The organism is Bacillus sp. EE-W1 (assembly GCF_009760835.1).
Classification (GTDB): domain Bacteria; phylum Bacillota; class Bacilli; order Bacillales; family Bacillaceae_G; genus Bacillus_A; species Bacillus_A wiedmannii.
The window spans coordinates 232,841-251,791 of record NZ_WIPE01000063.1; the positions used below are offsets into that span (position 1 = coordinate 232,841).

Consider the following 18,951-nt stretch of genomic DNA (forward strand, 5'->3'; position numbering starts at 1 on the left):
TTCATAAATTATAAATAAGGAGTACTTCACGAGATCAGTATGAAAACGATACCTTTTGTTTATAATGAACTCGTGTATTTATAGAAAGTGGTGAAGAAATAATGAAATTAATTGCAATTGATTTAGATGGAACTCTTCTTTCAGGGAATAAAATGATTAGTAAAGAGAATGCAGAAGCAATTCAAAAATGTCAGGAAGCGGGTCATGTTGTAGCAATTTGTACAGGACGTTCTATCGTCGACATTGAAAGATTGTTGTTAGAAGTTAATTTAGAGTGTCCAATTATTGCGGAAAATGGTGCGCTTATATATAAAGATAAAAAAATGATGAAGAGATATCCAATTCAAAATATGCAAGCACTTGAAATTGTAGAATATCTTGAAGAGAATGGCTTATATTATCAGCTTTATACTGATAAAGGTGTGTATGTACCGGATTATGGAGTAGAGAGTGTACGTAATGAAATTGAGTATGTGAAGAGTTCAAAAGAAAATTTCGACTTGAAAGAATTAGAAACGATCGCAGCTTTATACCTTGAGCATACAGCGTTTCATAGTGCAGAAAGTTGTAAACCGATTATAGAAACTGATATACATGTGCATAAGCTTTTACCATTTTCTTATGACATAGAAAAATTAAAAAAGTTAAAAGCAGCGTTTCTGCATAATACTGATTTAGCAATTACATCTTCCTATTGGCATAATTTAGAGATTAATCATCGAGATGCTCAAAAAGGAAATGGATTATATACTTTAGCAGAACATCTAAATATTCCAGTTGAAAATACTGTAGCGATAGGTGATGGGCTAAACGATGTATCCATGATGGAAAAAGCAAACATATCAATTGCAATGGGGAACGCAGTCGAAGAAATAAAAGCAATGTGTAAATACGAAACTTTATCAAATGAAGAACACGGTGTTGCACATGCTTTATATAAATATGTAATGTAATATAAAAAGAAAAAAAGAATCCAAATGGATTCTTTTTTTCTTTTTATTAGGGGTAAGGTATTCTATGAGATTCATAGAAGCCTTATTACTTTTTATTATATAGAATATATTGGAATAAATGTTTATATTTTTCATATTAATTGTGAAAATTTTATGAACTTTGTATTTTTATACTACTAAAATCGATGTGTATGACTCTGATATTAAAATCCGGTTTCTGCATGAGTACCCGTTTTAGGTTGGTCGTACATTCAGAATTAATATGTGATGAACAAAATACGTACTGATTAAGGATTCATTTTATACGCTAATTCTTCTCTATTTTAATTGAAAAATAAAATTTATTCGAATAATTATTCTGCAGCTATATACCTAAAGGCACATTCTACGTATAATGGAGAAGTATAAATTTTGAATTTGTATTAATTTTACATATTGAGGTGAAAAAGGAATGAATGCGCGGCTAATGGAACTTATTGATGTGAGTACAATAGAAACCATGGCAGAACAGTTTTATAAATTAACCAACATATCACATCAACTTCTTGATGCTGAAAAAGAATGTATATTTTCTTTTGGAATAAATGAAATGAAAATATGTAAACTTCCCAAAATTGAAATCCCCATTTTTTTATACAATCAACATTTAGGATCTTTTGTAGTATGGTCAAACAAAAGTGACATTTTCAATTGTCAAAAATACTTTGAAATGCTTTCAAATCTAATTATAGATGGAGCAACAAAAATATTTCAAAGTAAAAATTCAACATTGCTCTCTCGAAAAGAAGAGGAATTACATACGATTTTACAAAATATGCCCGTTATGGTTGATGCGCTTGATTATAATGGAGATTTTGTTCTGTGGAATCGTGAGTGTGAAATTGTAACAGGTTATACCGCTGAAGAAATAATAGGGAATCCACATGCACTTCAATTATTGTACCCTGATCATGATTATCGTCACCAAATACAAACGAAATTTTTAACTTGTGGAAAAAATTTCAGAGATTGGGAAATGCACTTAACATGTAAAAATGGTGAAACCAAAACAATCATGTGGTCCAATATTTCAGAACAGTTTCCTGTAAAAGGATATAGCTATTGGGCTGTTGGTGTAGATATTACACATTTAAAAGCGATAGAAGAGCAGTTAAAACAACAAACGTCTGAATTGGAATTGATTTTTAAGGCTTTACCGGATTTATGTTTCTTAACAAAAGATGATGGCACAATTATAGATTATAAAGCAGGATCTCCTACAAAATTTTACGTACCGGCAGAAGCTTTTATGGGAAAAAAGTTTTTCGAAGTATTACCATCGCCAGTGGCGCAGCAGTTTCAGGAAGCAATTCTTCAAGTGAAGGAAAAAGCAACGAATGTAATTGTTGAATACCCACTTACAATTAATGATAGTGTTAATTTCTTTGAAGCCAGATGTTTACCATTATTACATGATAAAATTATGATCATTGTACGTGATATTACAGAACGGAAAAAGACAGAAGAATTGCTAAATAAGTCAGATACACTTGCAGCAATCGGTCAATTAGCAGCTGGTGTTGCTCATGAAGTGAGGAACCCATTGACAGTTATTAAAGGGTTTATACAGTTATTCCAAATTAATAAAGAAGATCAAGAAAAATATTTTGATTTAATGCTTTCTGAAATTGATAGAATAGAAGCGATTCTTCAAGAGTTTTTATCAATCGCTAAAACAGATGAAATAAATACAGAACAAAAAAATATTTATCAAATTTATAAAAATGTCGTTTCATTAATGAATACAAAAGCAATTATGACGAATATTCAAGTAGAACTATATGCAGACACCAAAGATATAAGTATTGAGTGCTCAGAAAATCAATTGAAACAAGTGTTTATTAATATTTTGCAAAATTCAATCGAGGCTATGCCAGATGGTGGGAAAATCACAATTCATATAAAAGAGATAAACGATGAAGGTGTTATTATTCATGTAATTGATGAAGGAATTGGGATACCTGAAGAAAGAATTAAGAGATTAGGCGAACCGTTTTATAGTACGAAAGAAAAAGGTACCGGTATTGGATTAATGTTAAGTTATAAAATTATTGAAAGCCATCAAGGGAAAATAAGTATTATGAGTGAGGTTGGTGTCGGGACAACAGTAACGATATATTTGCCGAAAGCTCAAATCAAAAAACCTCTATCAAATTATGATGATAGATTCGAATCAATGCGTCCCATTATTAATTCTTAAATTACTAAATACCCAATAACCAAAAGCTTAGTTTTTGGTTATTGGGTATTTTTACATTTAATTTAGTAAACTTTACCTTTTCTTTAGATTTGTTTTAATTTCTATTAAGTTTTAAATATTATATTAATATTTGTAAAAGGTAATGTATAGAAGTTATACATTGCTTTTAATATATAAATAAAATATTATTTGGAATATTATAAGGAGGAGATTAAGACGAAGTGAAAAAACAAGAGAAAATAAAAGGTAGAGCACTATCGATGCGGTTAAACATTTTATTCTTTTGTGTATTTTTATTATTTTCTGCCATGATTATACAATTAGGTAAAGTACAAATTATCGATGGAGAAACGTATAAAAATGAAGTAGAGAAGAGAGAAAATGCAACCGTAAGTCTTTCTGTCCCGCGTGGGAAAATATTTGATAGAGAAGGCAATCCAGTAGTTGATAATAAATCTTTACGTACAATTACATATACAAAGATGAAAGGTGTAAAATCAGAAGAGATATTAAAAACCGCAAGACGACTTGCAGACATAATTGAAATGCCGCAAGAAGATATAGCTAAGTTAACTGAGACAGATAAGAAAGATTTTTGGATGCAATTAAATCCAAAACTGGCTGAAAATCTAGTATCGAAAAAAGAAATAGATACATTTAGAGAAAAGGATATTAGCGGCAAGAAGCTAGATAAAAAAATAGAAGAGTTAAAAAGAAAACGGGTTACAGATAAAAATCTTCAGGAATTAACAGAGAAAGATATAAAAGTGTTAGCTATTAAAAGTAAGATGACTTCTGGTTATCAAATGGTTCCTCAAATTATTAAAAAAGATGTTAGTGAAAAGGAATTTACTATAATTAGTGAAGGTTTAGCGAATCTCCCAGGTGTAGACGTATCGGTTGATTGGGAGAGAGTGTATGTAAATGATGGATTATTCCGATCTGTTCTTGGAAATGTTTCTAATTCCGATGAAGGATTACCAAGTGAACGATTAGATTACTACTTGGTACGTGATTATAGCCGAAATGATAGGGTTGGAAAAAGTTATATCGAGCAGCAATATGAAGATGTACTTCATGGTTCAAAAAAAGAAATAAGAAGTGTTGCAGATAAACAAGGTAATACAATAAGAACCGAAACTGTTTCTGAGGGAAAGAGCGGTAAGAATTTAACTTTAACAATAGATATGGAGCTGCAGAAAAAAGTAGAAGAAAGTATTGAAAAAATATTAAAGGCATATAAAGGGTCAGAATCTATGTTGGACCGTGCTTTCGTTGTGATGATGAATCCGAAAAACGGACAAGTATTATCCATGGCTGGGAAAAGACTTGTAGAAAAAGACGGGAAAACAGAAGTTGAAGACTATGCATTAGGCACAATGACTAGTTCTTATGAGCTTGGATCAACAGTGAAAGGTGCGACAGTTTTAACTGGATTTGAAACGAAAGCTATAACTCCAGGTACATATTTTTATGATGCACCTATGAAGTTTAAAGGAACTAAGGAAAAAAAGTCTTGGAAAGATTTTGGTAATATTGATGATTTAAGAGCGTTACAAGTCTCTTCAAACGTTTATATGTTTCATACAGCATTAAAAATTGCAGGTGTGGATTATGTGAAAAATAGTTCATTAAATATTAAACAGGAGTACTTTGATAAAATGAGATATTATTTCAGACAATTTGGATTAGGTGTTCCAACGGGTATCGATTTACCGAATGAAACAGCTGGACAAATTGGTAAAAAAGATAATCAACCTGGTTTCTTATTAGACTACTCAATTGGTCAGTATGACACATATACTCCGCTTCAACTTGTACAATATATATCAACGATCGCAAACGGTGGATATCGAATGAAGCCACAAATTGTTCAAGAGGTAAGAGAGCAAACGTCGAAAAAAGATGAGATTGGTAAAGTTGTACATTCAGTAGAACCAATCGTTTTAAATAAAATTGAAATGAAAGAGGAATATATAAATCAAGTAAAAGAAGGATTTAGAAAGGTATTCCAAGAAGGTGATGGAACAGGGGTAAGGGCGTTCCAAAAAGCATCATATAAACCAGCAGGTAAAACAGGGACAGCACAGACGGTATATGGTGGAGAAAGTGATATCGGAAGAAATGAAAAAGGCGAGAGAAGAGAATGTTATAATTTAACGTTAGCAGGATATGCGCCATATGATAATCCTGAAGTAGCATTCTCTGTGGTTGTGCCGTGGGTTATTAATGATAAATCTGGTATTAACTCTGATATTGGAAAAGAAGTTTTAGATGCTTATTTTGAATTGAAAAATAAGCGATTGACTGGAGAAACTATAAAAATAGATAGCTCTCAAGAAGGTTAAAACATATGAAATAGTACAGAAACTAGAGTCGACTTATTTAGAAATAGGTTCAAAATGGGTGATAGAGAGGTAAAATCATTCTATCAATTATTCACATTTTATAAAATAAATCATATATTGATAGCATAGGACAAGCTGAAAAGCTTATTCTAACCTCACAGAACACTCCTTATCACGGTTTGGCATCTACTTATGTAGATGCCTTTTTTAATTTAATCACTAACAATTATTTATCAACCTAAAGTAGCAAGCATATTAGGACTATTAGGTGAAGATTGACGGTAATAATTACAGTATGCTTAATAAGCGAATTGAAATGTAAGGAGTGAGAAATAAGTGCTAAATATTTTAGTGGTTAATTTTCCAGCAGAGGGACATGTAAATCCTACATTAAGTTTAGTCAAAGCCTATACTGAACGAGGTGATCACGTACATTATATTACGACAGAACAATTTAAAGGCAGAATTGAAGATTTGGGAGCTACTGTATATACACATCCAGATTTATTAAAGGAGATTTCTATTGATTCTGAAACTCCAGATGGGCTGAATTCTTTCTTTCGTGTACATGTTCAAACTTCTTTGTATATATTAGAAATTACGAAACAATTATGTGAAAACATACATTTTGATTTCTTAATTTATGATATATTTGGCGCTGGAGAGTTAGTAAAAGAGTATTTACAAATTCCAGGCATAGTTTCTTCTCCTATATTTTTAATTCCTCCAAATTTTTTGGAAACATTACCTTTTCATCCAAATGCAGAAATACCATTCCAACCTGATAAAATTTCTGAACAGTTACTATATCAAATGGAACATGAATTTGGAGTAACACCTAAAAATAATCTTCAATTTATGCATAACAAGGGAGATATTACTCTTGTGTACACAAGTCGCTATTTTCAACCTAATAGCGATTTATTTGGAAGAAATAACATTTTTATTGGACCGAGTATTTCAAATCGTAAAACAAATGTACAGTTTCCATTTGAATTACTTAAAGATAAGAAAGTTATTTATATTTCAATGGGGACACTGCTTGAAGGACTCGAACCATTCTTTAATACTTGCATTGATACTTTCTCGAATTTTGATGGAATAGTTGTAATGGCAATTGGTGATAGAAATGATCGTTCAAAAATTAAGAAAGCGCCAGACCATTTTATTATTGCTTCATACGTACCCCAATCAGAAATATTAAGTGAAGCAGATGTTTTCATTACACATGGTGGTATGAATAGCGTACACGATGCCATTTATTTTAATGTCCCATTTGTCATCATTCCACATGATAAAGACCAGCCAATGATAGCGCAACGATTAACTGAGCTTGAAGTAGCACATCGGTTATTGAAAGAGAATGTTAATGTGCGAACTTTAAATGAAGCGGTAACAGACGTTCTTTCAAATGAAAAGTATAAACATGGTATACGAAAACTGAATGATAGTTTTTTAGAATGTGGTGGTACTAAAGAAGCAATTGCAGTGATTACATCTCTTTTAAATAAATAGTTTAGACAATATAAAAGCATAGAGGCACTACATTTATGCTTTTATATTATTATACTGCAAACTGCACAGCAGTATTTGCATGTAAAAAAGCGGTATCAAAAACAGGTACAGTAAGGTCGTTTTGGGAAATGAGCAATGGTATTTCAGTGCAGCCTAGCAATATACCTTCTGCGCCATTTTGAATTAATGAGTTTGTAATTTGTAATAGCTTTTCTTTTGATGTTTCTGAAATAATTCCTTTACTTAATTCATTTAAAATAACATGATGAATAAAATTTCTTTCCTCTTTATTTGGAATAATTGTCTCAATGTTATAGTTCGCTAGACGTGATTTATAGAAGTCTTGTTCCATCGTTTGTTTCGTACCTAATAGTCCGATCCGTTTTATATTCTGCTCTACCATTTTTTTAGCACTTACATCACCAATGTGAAGAAGTGGAATAGATATTGCCTGTTCTACTTCTTCAGCAAATAAATGGACCGTATTGGAACACATTAATAAACAATCAGCTCCGGATTTTTCAACCTTTTTTGCAACTGTGACTAATTCGTTTTTCACTTCTTCATATTGATGATTTTGTAATAAAGTAGTTACTTCACCAAAGTCCATGCTATATAAAACAAGCTTCGCATTTTGATCGTATTGAGAGAGTGTAAGTGTATTAATATGTTTATAGTATAACGATGTAGATTCCCAACTTAGTCCACCAATTAAACCGATTACTTTCATCGTACATTCCTCCCGTAACTATTTTGAATTCATTATTTCATAATTCCTATAAGAATACAATGATTTAAATGTACAGTTAAACGAAAAATAAAAATAATTAGAAAAGTGTTGAAATTTACACTTATTAGTGCCATAATACGAATTACAAATTAATACTTATCCAGAGAGGTGGAGGGAACGGCCCTATGAAACCTCAGCAACCCCTATGTAAATGTATAGGAAGGTGCTAATTCCGCAGAGGACACGATGTGTTTTTTGGAAGATAAGAGGATTCTTGAACGTGAAGAAAATGACCTCTTATGTAAGGGGTCATTTTTTGTTGTATAGAAAGGGAGTGTCGATGCATAATTCATTTTCAAAATAAATATAGAGTAATAAAAGTTGACTCATATGAGAGGGGAATTGTAATGAACAAATTATCAACGAAGTTAGTAGTGGCAATCGGAATTGGAGCAGCGTTATACGGCATATTAGGACTTTGGGGATTTTCTATTGCACCAAATACGTTTATTAAACCTGCATTAGCTATTTTAACCGTTTTTGGAGCTTTATTTGGTCCAGTGGCAGGGCTGCTAATAGGACTTATCGGTCATACCGTAACAGATACAATCGCTGGATGGGGTATTTGGTGGGGATGGGTTATTAGTTCAGGCATTATCGGTTTTGCAATGGGACTCATTCAAAAAAGAGTTGGCTTTAGTGTGAAAAACGGGACGTATAATAAAGGCGATATTTCTTATTTAGCTATTACTGGGTTACTTGGTATCGTAATTGCTATTATATTTGCTGGGGCATTCGATGTTATTGTGATGGGAGAACCATTTGACAAAATTGTTATACAAGTATTAGGAGCAACAATTGCTGATGTTATTGTATTTTTAGTTCTTGGATTGCCAATTACAATAGGTCTAGCTAAATCTAATAAGAAACATACACATTTAAAAATTGAAAAGTAGGGATGTTAACATGCAACCAATCATTTCTTTTGAACAATTCAGCTTTCAATATGAACATGCTGCGCAGCCTACTGTAAAAGACATTACATTTCATATATACCCTGGAGAAAAAGTACTAATTGCTGGACGAAGTGGTTCAGGGAAGTCAACGTTAGCTCATTGTATAAATGGGCTAATCCCCTTTTCTTATGAAGGGATTAGTACTGGTAATATTTTAATTGCCGGAAAAGACCCGAGGAAAGAGAGTGTTTTTGAACTGAGTAAACAGGTAGGAACAATTTTGCAAGATCAAGATGCTCAATTTATTGGTCTTACAGTAGAAGAGGATGTAGCTTTTTATTTAGAAAATGAATGTGTAAATCAAGATGATATGAAAAAGATTGTTTCGGACTCATTAAAAAAAGTAAAGATGCATGCTTTTCATAAACAAAGTCCACATGAATTATCAGGAGGGCAAAAACAAACTGTTTCTTTAGCAGGTTTGTTAACAACAAATGCTGATATATTATTGTTCGATGAACCGTTAGCAAATTTAGATTCAGCAAGTAGTTTACATACGATAGAACTTATTAAAGGCATACATAAACAATATAATAAAACAATTGTAATTATTGAACATCGAATAGAAGAAATGTTAAACCTGGATTTAGATAAAATCATTTTAATGAATGAAGGGGAAATTGTTGCGATAGGGACACCAGAAGAGATTTTAGCGTCAAATATATTACCATCTATCGGCTTAAGAGAGCCTATGTACGTAGAAGTATTAAAGAAATTGCAGTTTGATGGTAATAATGACGTAATATACTACCCGCTTGAAAATCTTCAAAGGGAAAGTGTTCGTAGCATAATAGATGAGTGGATGGAGAAGCAAATTTCTTTTAAAGGTACTCCTACAAAAAAAGAATTATTGAAAGTAGAGAATTTGTCATTCTCCTATCCTAATAAACAAAAAGTATTGGACAATGTAAATTTCTCCATATATGAAGGTGAAATTGTAGCACTTTTGGGCCATAATGGAGCCGGTAAATCAACATTAGCTCATAGTCTTATAGGCATAAACAAAACAAAAAATGATAGGATTGCATTTGATGAAGTAAATATCAATTCTTGGTCTATTCGTAAACGTGGTGAGGTTATATGTTATGTGATGCAAAATCCAAATCAGATGATTACACAACCTACTGTTATAGAAGAGGTTTCATTTTCATTAAAATTAAAAAAGTTTTCAAAGGAAGAAATTAAGCTTAGAGCGGAAGAAACATTAAAACTTTGTGGTTTGTATCCATTTCGAAATTGGCCAATTCAGGCATTAAGTTATGGACAAAAGAAGAGAGTAACGATTGCATCTGTACTAATAGCAAATCCGAAACTTATCATATTAGATGAACCGACAGCGGGACAAGATTATTATCATTATAAACAGTTTATGTCGTTTATTAGAAAACTAGCTGTAAAGGGAATATCTTTTATTTTTATCACACATGATATGAATCTCGCTTTAGAATATGCAGACAGAGCGATTGTTCTAGATGAAGGGGAAATTATTGCGAATAATACTGCCTCTACTGTATTAGGGAATTCAGAAACTTTACATAGAGCGCACTTAGGGGAGAGTTCTTTATTCAAACTCGTTAAATTAAGTGGTATTGCAAAACCTGAAAGATTTATAGAACTTTATTTTGATGTTATGAGGAGGGAGGAAGGTGTATAATACATATTTTCATCGTATGGATGGAGCAGTGAAATTGTTGTTATTTATTTTTTGCATGACGCTTACTTTTTTATTTTTTGATTTTCGCGTATTGCTATTTGTATTTATAATTGGATGTATCGGACTATTTATTGCTAAAATTCCATTTCGTAAAATTTGCATTGTTTTTACTGTTATATTTACATTTAGTTTATTAAATTCTGTCATGATTTTATTTATTACACCAACTCATGGATCTGAATTAACCGAATCATATACTTCGTTTTTACATATCGGATATGCAACAATTACATATGAAACATTATTTTATGCAGCTACACTTTCATTAAAATATTTTACGTTATTACCATTTACAATTATTTATATATACACGACTGATCCAAGCAAATTTGTGAGTAGCTTAATTAAATTTCGAATTCATTATAAGATTACATATGCAATAAATATTGCATTACGTTATATACCTGATATTCAGTCCGAATATAAAGTTATTAAACATGCACAGGAGGCGAGAGGAGTAGCTTTTGAAAAAGGAGAAGCAAGTTTATGGATTCGTATGAAAAACCGTGTCTTAATTTTTTGGCCTTTAATTATTCATTCACTAGATAGAATCGATACAGTTTCAAATGCAATGGATTTAAGAGGATTTGGAAAGAAGAATACACGAACTTGGTTTTATACAAATAAAGCGAAAAGTGGGGATTTCATTGCTTTATTTGTAGGTGTTTTTATTTTAATTGTTGCAGTGTATTTAAAGTTACATATATTTCAAAACTTTTGGTATCCATTTTAAAGCACTCTCAAATGAGTGCTTTTACTTATTTTTATGTGGACATGCTCAAAAAAGGGATATTTACATAATGTATAATACGAACCAGTTAAAATGATCAACTACCTATTAGCTTTCAAACCAAAAGGAGGAGAAAATATGAGTTACGGTGGTTCTTGTGGTTTTGGTGGAGGTTTCGCGTTATTAGTTGTGTTATTTATTTTATTAATTATCGTTGGATGCAGCTGCTGGGGCGGAGGGTACTAATTTCTAATTAGTCTCCACAAATGTAAACTTAAAAAACATAGAAGATACTTATGTATCGAAACAAATAAAAAAGGAGCAATTATGCTCCTTTTTTATTTGTTTTCAGATGAGTTCATATTACATTTCGGCAATGTAATTGTCAAAGTTGTACCTTTATTAATAACGCTTCGGATTTTTAAACTACCTTGCATCGTTTCAATGATCTTAACAGCAACCATTGTACCTAAACCTGTACCTTTTGTTTTTGTACTAAAATATGGTTCACCAAATCGATTTACTTGCTCTTGTGACATACCAATTCCGCTATCCTCAATTCGAATAATAACTTTATTATTACTAATAGATGAGGAGATATGTAAAGTACCACCATTAGGCATTGCTTCAATCCCATTTTTTATTAAGTTTAAAAAACATTGTTGAAAGTGCTGTTTATTACCAACAATTGTTGCCTTAGAGAAATCTTTGGTAATATGTATTGTGTTCATGTTACATAAAGGTAAGATCATATTAATAACTCGATTTAACTCTTGTTCTACTGAAATATGATCTAATTTTTCTGAAGCAGGTTTGGCAAAGGTTAAATAATCGTCAATAATTCCTTGAGCACGATGTAACTCTTCAAGTATATGTTCAATATACTCGTCTCTTGATTCTGGAGTTAAATTAGGTGTTTTTAAAAGTTGAGTAAAACCTTTTACGACAGTTAAGGGGTTTCTTACTTCGTGCGATATACTAGCAGCAAGTTGGCTAACAATCTCCATTTTTTCCATTTTAATCATCTTTGATCGCATACATACTGCATCTTTTAAAACTTCATTAAAATAAATGCCAAACAACATCAAAATGGTTGGTAATATTATGAAATAAATAATGTACAAATTATTCACTTCAAAATCTGATAAAGTTAATACAATTACAGTTGTAAATATTGCTAGAAAAAATGTTAAAAACATTCCATAAGCTACTTTAATTTTTCTATTATACTTATTAAATTTTGCGGATGCGAATGCTGTAACGATAAACATTGTTCCATAAACTAGTATTGTTAACATACTAAATCCATAAAATGAAAATCTTGTAATTAATAAAATAGCAAACAAAATGATACCAACAGGGAAGCCACCATAAAGTGTGCCTATTATAACGGGTATTTGTCTTAAATCATGAATACAATTTTCATCCATATAGATTGGATAGCGCATACATAAAATAAGAGGGATACTCGTACAAAGGATAATAAGTAATTTTTTATATTTCTTTAAATAGCGTCCGCTATCATATATAAAATAAAAAATAAATATACTACTTAAAATGTAAAGAAGATTATTTAATACGTTTTGATTAATATAAACAAAGTTCATAATATTTTCCTCGTTATTTTGAATTTCCATTTTATATGTATTATACATGATTATAGTAGAAACTTTTTGCTTTTCATAATATAAGTTTACATCTTTTCAGCATTTGCCACGTTTATCCACTCTTCATAAAATACTTTAACTGATTCATATCGTTTAGCTCGGCTTTCATTTACAGCACGATGCGCTATTTCATATAAATCCCTACTTGCTTCCCATTTTGTAAAGGAACGATCTTTCCCACCGCCCAAGAGAGCAAAAGCCATCGCCCCCATATTAAATACATTTGTTCTTGCGTCAATCATTGCATGTAGCTCGAATTCTTCAGGAGACATAAAACGAGAGGAACCCCATAATCGTCCCATTTTATTCACATATGGTTTTTTTGAATATAAATCAATATCACAAATCTTCGTCTCATTTGTATGAAAATTATATAAAATACTACCGTCATAAAAATCTAATGCTACATAGTTTTTCTTTTCAACAAATGTATGGAAAGAAAAAATGGAATGTAATGATTGAATTCGTTCCATAACTGATAAATGCTTAAATTTATAAAATGGAGAGCTTGGATTAGTATATTTTTCAGGAGGCGGGAAACTCCAATGTGAATGAAGACATTCGCCATCAAACCAATCAAAAATTAAGACATATCCAAATTGAACGGGAAAATGTTCAATTAATTGTATAAGTGACTCATGCTTTAATTCTTCATATAAGGAAACTGAATTTTTTAATCTATCAATTGCATCGCTGGTCTTTCCGTTATATGCAATTGTATGTGCCCCTGCATATTTAATAAATTTCTTATGACCATCTTTTTCTACACCAAAAGATAGATTGCCTGAATCTTGCTGGTCAAAAACCGCAAATACGTTTCCTAATTTCAATAGCCAATCAAAATTATGATGTTCTTTTAACTGGAATGTAACTTGATTCAATTGAATTTCAACTGGAATATCTTTCATATTATACCTCGCATTTATTATAATAAAGTTGTATATTTCAGTATTCGACAAATTTTGTGAAAATCCTATGTTAATCACATGAAATTTTATAAATATAATAATAAAAGATTATAAGAGGGTGGATAAAATGGAACAACAAATCGTTATTAAGCCATATGAAAAAGAATGGCATAAAGAGTATGTAATAGAAAAAGAGAAATTTATTTCTTTATTCGGAGGAGATTGTATTGCTATTGAACATATAGGAAGTACTTCCATAGAGGGATTAGGAGCGAAACCACTAATAGATATGATGATTGGTGTAACAGATTTGCAAATTACAGAAAATTGGATTGAAGCGCTATTAAAAATTGGGTATGAGTATGTTCCAAAAGAAACACCTAATCGACGTTTTTTTAGAAAGGGAAAATGGAGAGCTGGTACTCATCATTTACATGTTTATATTTATAATAGTGAGGAGTGGAAGAATAACATTTTATTTCGTGATTTTCTTATAGAACATAAATGGGCACAGAAAGAATATAGAGAATTAAAAGAGGAACTTGCAGCTACATATCCTTTTGATCGTGCTTCATATACAAGTGCAAAAGCACCGTTTATTCAAAATATATTAGAACTGGCCAAAACTTAAAATCCCCTGCCTTTCCTACGTTATTTATAGGGAGGGATTTTTTCTTTTGTCATAACGATATACATTATTTCTAATTATTGGAGACGGATTATTTTATTTATTTCGATATTTCTAGTACATTGAAAATATTAAGGGGGAATTAAACAATGAAAGCTATTGTACATCAATATAAAAAAGGGGTAGAAGGATTAGAATGTAAATTTTTACCTGAAACAAATCCTAATGCCGGTGAAGTAAAAGTAAAGTTAAAAGCTGCAGGATTAAATCATAGGGATTTATTTATTATAAACAATAGAAAAGAAATGGATCTGCCGTTAGTAATAGGATCAGATGGTTCAGGAATTGTTACAGAAATCGGAGAAGGCGTTTCAAATCATTTATTAAATAACGAGGTTATTATAAATCCTAGCATTGGATGGGATAATATTGCCGAAGTACCAGAGTTACCAGAGGTGTTAGGTGGACCGACAGATGGAACGTTCGCTGAATATGTCATTGTGCCAGCTGAAAATGTAGTGGCAAAACCGTCATATCTTACTTGGGAAGAGTCTGGCGTATTATCTTTATCGGCATTAACTGCATATAGAGCGCTTTTTACAAAGGGTAGATTGAAGTGTGGAGAACATGTTTTAATTCCAGGAATAGGCGGCGGTGTTGCGACATTTGCCATGTTATTTGCGAAAGCAATTGGTGCAAAAGTAAGTGTTACTTCAAGGGTAGAAAGTAAAAGAAAGTTTGCCGAAACATATGGTGCAGACTTTTCTTTTAATAGTTCTGGAAATTGGGAAGAGAGTTTAGGCAAAGAGAAAGTAGATCTAATAATCGATAGTATAGGACCAGCAACATTCTTACAATATTTTGATGTATTAAAACCAAATGGGAGAATTGTTAATTTTGGTGCAAGTTCAGGAGATAAAATTGAATTGCCATTACGTGCATTATTTTATAACCAAATCGATATTATGGGGACATCTATGGGTAGCCGTGAGGAATTTAATGAAATGGTTAAGTTTATTGAGAAACATAAAATTAAACCAATTATTGATAAAGTATATTCGTTAGAAGAAGCCATTCAAGCGTTAAGTCGTATGGAACAAGGAGAACAGTTCGGTAATATCGCTCTACGTATGGAATAAAAATATGATTTAATAACCTATGTTTTTATATGGATATGTTATGTAATATATACACTTATAGTTTGTGAATCATTTGACTTAAAAGGTTTTTCAACCCTATATATCTTTAATTCATGTAAATAGTTACATAATTGTCAAATGAAAAATAGTAAAATGAATAAAGTGAAAATCTAAATATGTGTAAATGTTGTATACTGTGTAAATCAAGTTAACTTGTATCTTTATTTCAAGTAATATAAGAAATTATAAGGAGAGAGTAACGTGAATTACACAGTATTTCAATGGATAAACAATTTAGCAGGTACATCTGCGCTCTTAGATAAGGTAATGATTGCTATTACAAATAGTGCTGCATATGTGGCTATTCTATTCATGTTTATTTTATGGTTTCATAACGGAAAGAAAGAGAATGCGATAAGAAAACAATATACAGTGTTGTATACGACACTTTCAGTAATAATTGCATTACTAGTAAATGTTTTTATTCATGTAGTATATTATCATCCACGCCCTTTTGTATCATATGAAGTGAATCAATTAGTACCTCATGCAGAAAACTCATCATTTGTTAGTGATCATTCTGTACTTGTATTATCGATTGCGTTCATTTTTATGCTTAGAGGAGAAAAGTTAAGATATATTGCACTTTTATGGGCGGTTTTAGTTTGTATATCTCGTTTGTATGTAGGTGTTCATTTTCCTTTAGATGTAATGGGTGCAGCTGTAATAACGATTATAACAAGCAGTTTATTATTGCAGAAAAAACGTATATTTGAACCAATCGCAAAACTTGTTTTCAAAATGTATGCACTCGTAGCGAAACGAATTCCTTTTCTAAAGAAATATAACCATGTAGCTTAAATTTCATAACTAGCCTTTTATATATTGCCCCCCTCCTTTGGAAATTGAAAGGAGGGTTTTTGTATACAAGTGAATAGATTACTCGCAAAAAGAATTTGAGTGTTATGTAGCAAAAATGAAAGAATGAATATTCAAAAATTTCACGTACTGTATTTTAAGTATATAAATAAACTATCAATAACAATAACTAGTTTCACATTGTTTTAAAGGAATTAATAAGAAAACTTCGAAACATATAGTATTGAAAGCAAAAACTACATAATTTCTAGCACATTTTTGCAGTAATTAATTGTAAAAGAAAGGAGATAAATATGCATAAACTTCAAACGAATAAAGGCGCGCGGTATTTTATGGTTGCTTTTATTGTTTTGTTTCTTATTATGCTTTTGCGTTTTTTCTATATTCAGGCAGTAGGAGTCTTGCATAATGTAAATGTAAAGGATTTAGCAAATGAACAGCATAATAAAAATGGTGTTTTGGAAGCGAATCGTGGCACAATATATGATCAAGCTGGAAAAGTGTTAGTCCAAGATTCCACAACATATCGTGTTGTTGTGAATTTAAAAGGAACAAATAAAGTGAAAAATAAAGATGAAACTGCAGAGCGATTAGCTGATGCGCTTGAAATTGATAAAGAGGACGTATTAAAAAATTTTCATGATGGACGCACGCAAGTTGAAATTGGAAAAGTTGGCCGGAATTTATCTAGAGAAGTAAAAGAAATAATTGGAAAATTAAAAATTCCAGGGGTATCTTTTATGTCAGAAAAAGCAAGAGTATATCCAAATGAAGATTTTGCATCCTATATACTTGGTTTTGCGAGACCTGACGATAAAGGAAATACAGAAGGAAAATTTGGACTTGAAAAGAGCCTGGATAAATATTTGCGCTCTACAAACGGGAATATAGAATATGTGGGAGCACCAAGAGGGATCCCGCTTACAAATGATATAGGGAAAATAGAACCAGCTAAAAATGGGAATAACGTATACCTTACGCTCGATAAACAAATTAATAGTTTTTTAGAAGAAGCGATGAATAAAGCGCAAGAGCACTATGATCCTTCTATGTTAGTAGGAATTATAGCGGATCCAAAGACAGGGGAAATTTTAGCAATGTCTAGTAAACCTAGTTTTAATCCTAATAAAGGCGATATCGAATATTTTTTAAATGATCCAATCGCAAATGCATACGAACCAGGTTCAACAATGAAAATATTTACGTTAGCTGCCGCAATTAATGAAGGTGTATATAACGGGAAAGAATATTTCCAATCTGGAAAATATTCAGTTGGTTCATCTGATATTAAAGATCATAACGGTGGATTTGGATGGGGATCCATTACATTTGATGAAGGCTTCGAAAGATCATCTAACGTAGCTTTTTCTATTTTAGAAGATCAGCTATTGAAACCAAATAAGTTTAAGCAATATATGAATAAATTTGGATTCAATCAAAAAACCGGAATAGATTTACCTGGTGAAAGTAAAAATACTTTATTATTAAATACACAAATTCAACAAGTCACAACTTCTTTCGGACAAGGCTCTACAGTAACGCCTATTCAATTAATCCAAGCTGCTACCGCTATAGCAAATGACGGGAAAATGATACAACCATATATCGTTGACAAAGTTGTAAATCCAATAAATAAACAAGTTATTATGGAAAATCAACCGAAAGAAATTGGGAATCCGATAAAAAAAGAGACAGCGGACAAGGTAAGAGACTTAATGGAGCGTGTTATTACGTCTTCAAAAGGTACTGGTACAATGTATAAAGTGGATGGTTATCCAATAGGAGGTAAGACAGGAACAGCGCAAATTCCGAATCCTGAAAATGGACGATATATGGAAGGAAAAGAAAACTATATTTTTTCATTTTTAGGAATGGCTCCGATTGATGACCCAGAGTTAATTGTATACTTAGCTATTAAGCAGCCAAAGTTAAAGGGAGATGAGTATGGAGCTCAGCCGCTCGCTGAAATATTTAAACCAGTTATGAAAAATAGTCTTGAATATTTAAAGGTGAAACCATATACAGAAAAACAAATGGCAGATGCAACGAAACGTTCTGAATTAAAAGTACAAAATTATGTAAATCAATCAATGGATACAGTAGAGAATAGTGTGAAAAAAGAGAAATTTCAACCAATAGTTTTAGGAGAAGGAAAAATAAAAAAGCAATATCCGCAATCTGGTGAAATAATGAGTGAAGGAGATCGTATATTTTTATTAGGTGCTAACGCAAAAATGCCTAATTTACAAGGTTGGTCCATGCGTGATGTTATGTATTTCTCTAAACTATTAAAATTAGAATTAAAGACTACAGGTACGGGCTATGTAACGAGTCAAAGCATTGAAAAGGGACAAGATATACAAGAAGGCGATGCATTAGAACTAAACTTAGAACCACCTTTACAACCGTTAGTAGAGGCGAATACAAATTAATTCGGACAAAGTGAAGGGTCTATATACAATAGGCTCTTTATTTTATAGATTTA

Annotated in this window: 15 protein-coding genes and 1 riboswitch; of the genes, 12 read left to right on the forward strand and 3 right to left on the reverse strand. The window is 31.5% G+C overall.

What is annotated here, in order from left to right:
* Window positions 1–101: 101 nt before the first annotated feature.
* The 4 genes from GFJ36_RS13930 (at window position 102) to GFJ36_RS13945 (ending at window position 7,055) form a co-directional block, all read left to right on the forward strand.
* Window positions 102–953, forward strand: a complete 852-nt coding sequence (locus GFJ36_RS13930) for a Cof-type HAD-IIB family hydrolase (protein ID WP_088063593.1) — start codon at window positions 102–104, stop codon at window positions 951–953.
* A gap of 451 nt (window positions 954–1,404) precedes the next feature.
* Window positions 1,405–3,192 carry a PAS domain-containing sensor histidine kinase gene (locus tag GFJ36_RS13935; protein ID WP_097857581.1) on the forward strand — a complete coding sequence of 596 codons (1,788 nt, stop codon included), beginning with the start codon at window positions 1,405–1,407 and terminating at the stop codon, window positions 3,190–3,192.
* 221 nt (window positions 3,193–3,413) lie between these two features.
* A complete protein-coding gene (locus tag GFJ36_RS13940; RefSeq protein WP_097890161.1) occupies window positions 3,414–5,540 on the forward strand; it encodes a peptidoglycan D,D-transpeptidase FtsI family protein in 2,127 nt (708 codons plus the stop codon).
* Window positions 5,541–5,876: 336 nt separating this feature from the next.
* Window positions 5,877–7,055 (forward strand): macrolide family glycosyltransferase, encoded by a 1,179-nt coding sequence (locus GFJ36_RS13945; protein WP_097890160.1) that lies wholly within the window; start codon window positions 5,877–5,879, stop codon window positions 7,053–7,055.
* A 49-nt stretch (window positions 7,056–7,104) separates the two neighbouring features.
* On the opposite strand, the gene GFJ36_RS13950 is transcribed toward GFJ36_RS13945, so the two are convergent.
* A complete protein-coding gene (locus tag GFJ36_RS13950) occupies window positions 7,105–7,785 on the reverse strand; it encodes an aspartate/glutamate racemase family protein (protein ID WP_087984418.1) in 681 nt (226 codons plus the stop codon).
* Window positions 7,786–7,938: 153 nt separating this feature from the next.
* Window positions 7,939–8,054, forward strand: a riboswitch (SAM riboswitch).
* A 138-nt stretch (window positions 8,055–8,192) separates the two neighbouring features.
* Between GFJ36_RS13950 and GFJ36_RS13955 the strand changes: the two genes are divergently transcribed.
* The 4 genes from GFJ36_RS13955 (at window position 8,193) to GFJ36_RS13970 (ending at window position 11,491) form a co-directional block, all read left to right on the forward strand.
* Window positions 8,193–8,741 (forward strand): ECF-type riboflavin transporter substrate-binding protein, encoded by a 549-nt coding sequence (locus tag GFJ36_RS13955; protein ID WP_087984419.1) that lies wholly within the window; start codon window positions 8,193–8,195, stop codon window positions 8,739–8,741.
* A gap of 10 nt (window positions 8,742–8,751) precedes the next feature.
* Window positions 8,752–10,455, forward strand: coding sequence for an ABC transporter ATP-binding protein (locus GFJ36_RS13960; protein WP_087984420.1), 1,704 nt, complete (start codon window positions 8,752–8,754; stop codon window positions 10,453–10,455).
* Window positions 10,448–11,248 carry an energy-coupling factor transporter transmembrane component T family protein gene (locus GFJ36_RS13965; protein WP_087984421.1) on the forward strand — a complete coding sequence of 267 codons (801 nt, stop codon included), beginning with the start codon at window positions 10,448–10,450 and terminating at the stop codon, window positions 11,246–11,248. The genes GFJ36_RS13960 and GFJ36_RS13965 overlap by 8 nt, the downstream gene beginning before the upstream one ends.
* A 135-nt stretch (window positions 11,249–11,383) precedes the next feature.
* On the forward strand, window positions 11,384–11,491 hold the full coding sequence (locus GFJ36_RS13970) for a YjcZ family sporulation protein (RefSeq protein WP_000120182.1): 108 nt from the start codon (window positions 11,384–11,386) through the stop codon (window positions 11,489–11,491).
* A 92-nt stretch (window positions 11,492–11,583) separates the two neighbouring features.
* On the opposite strand, the gene GFJ36_RS13975 is transcribed toward GFJ36_RS13970, so the two are convergent.
* Window positions 11,584–12,852, reverse strand: coding sequence for a sensor histidine kinase (locus GFJ36_RS13975; protein ID WP_087984422.1), 1,269 nt, complete (start codon window positions 12,850–12,852; stop codon window positions 11,584–11,586).
* 86 nt (window positions 12,853–12,938) lie between these two features.
* Complete coding sequence (locus tag GFJ36_RS13980) at window positions 12,939–13,820, reverse strand: protein kinase family protein (RefSeq protein ID WP_060486827.1); 882 nt, start codon at window positions 13,818–13,820, stop codon at window positions 12,939–12,941.
* A 127-nt stretch (window positions 13,821–13,947) separates the two neighbouring features.
* Here GFJ36_RS13980 and GFJ36_RS13985 point away from each other — a divergent pair, with 127 nt between their 5' ends.
* The 4 genes from GFJ36_RS13985 (at window position 13,948) to GFJ36_RS14000 (ending at window position 18,898) form a co-directional block, all read left to right on the forward strand.
* Window positions 13,948–14,451 (forward strand): GrpB family protein, encoded by a 504-nt coding sequence (locus tag GFJ36_RS13985; RefSeq protein WP_087984423.1) that lies wholly within the window; start codon window positions 13,948–13,950, stop codon window positions 14,449–14,451.
* 146 nt (window positions 14,452–14,597) lie between these two features.
* Window positions 14,598–15,587 carry a zinc-binding dehydrogenase gene (locus GFJ36_RS13990; RefSeq protein ID WP_097890158.1) on the forward strand — a complete coding sequence of 330 codons (990 nt, stop codon included), beginning with the start codon at window positions 14,598–14,600 and terminating at the stop codon, window positions 15,585–15,587.
* Between the two features lie 261 nt (window positions 15,588–15,848).
* Window positions 15,849–16,448 (forward strand): undecaprenyl-diphosphatase, encoded by a 600-nt coding sequence (locus GFJ36_RS13995; RefSeq protein ID WP_060486824.1) that lies wholly within the window; start codon window positions 15,849–15,851, stop codon window positions 16,446–16,448.
* A 311-nt stretch (window positions 16,449–16,759) separates the two neighbouring features.
* A complete protein-coding gene (locus GFJ36_RS14000; protein WP_098230294.1) occupies window positions 16,760–18,898 on the forward strand; it encodes a penicillin-binding protein in 2,139 nt (712 codons plus the stop codon).
* Window positions 18,899–18,951 lie beyond the last annotated feature (53 nt).

Excerpts from the sequence above, each read along its gene's own strand:
- GFJ36_RS13950 (WP_087984418.1), bottom strand. The coding sequence starts at position 7,785 with ATGAAAGTAATCGGTTTAATTGGTGGACTAAGTTGGGAATCTACATCG.
- GFJ36_RS13970 (WP_000120182.1), top strand. The coding sequence starts at position 11,384 with ATGAGTTACGGTGGTTCTTGTGGTTTTGGTGGAGGTTTCGCGTTATTA.
- GFJ36_RS13960 (WP_087984420.1), top strand. The coding sequence starts at position 8,752 with ATGCAACCAATCATTTCTTTTGAACAATTCAGCTTTCAATATGAACAT.
- GFJ36_RS13955 (WP_087984419.1), top strand. The coding sequence starts at position 8,193 with ATGAACAAATTATCAACGAAGTTAGTAGTGGCAATCGGAATTGGAGCA.
- GFJ36_RS13990 (WP_097890158.1), top strand. The coding sequence starts at position 14,598 with ATGAAAGCTATTGTACATCAATATAAAAAAGGGGTAGAAGGATTAGAA.
- GFJ36_RS13980 (WP_060486827.1), bottom strand. The coding sequence starts at position 13,820 with ATGAAAGATATTCCAGTTGAAATTCAATTGAATCAAGTTACATTCCAG.
- GFJ36_RS13975 (WP_087984422.1), bottom strand. The coding sequence starts at position 12,852 with ATGAACTTTGTTTATATTAATCAAAACGTATTAAATAATCTTCTTTAC.
- GFJ36_RS13985 (WP_087984423.1), top strand. The coding sequence starts at position 13,948 with ATGGAACAACAAATCGTTATTAAGCCATATGAAAAAGAATGGCATAAA.
- GFJ36_RS13930 (WP_088063593.1), top strand. The coding sequence starts at position 102 with ATGAAATTAATTGCAATTGATTTAGATGGAACTCTTCTTTCAGGGAAT.
- GFJ36_RS14000 (WP_098230294.1), top strand. The coding sequence starts at position 16,760 with ATGCATAAACTTCAAACGAATAAAGGCGCGCGGTATTTTATGGTTGCT.
- GFJ36_RS13935 (WP_097857581.1), top strand. The coding sequence starts at position 1,405 with ATGAATGCGCGGCTAATGGAACTTATTGATGTGAGTACAATAGAAACC.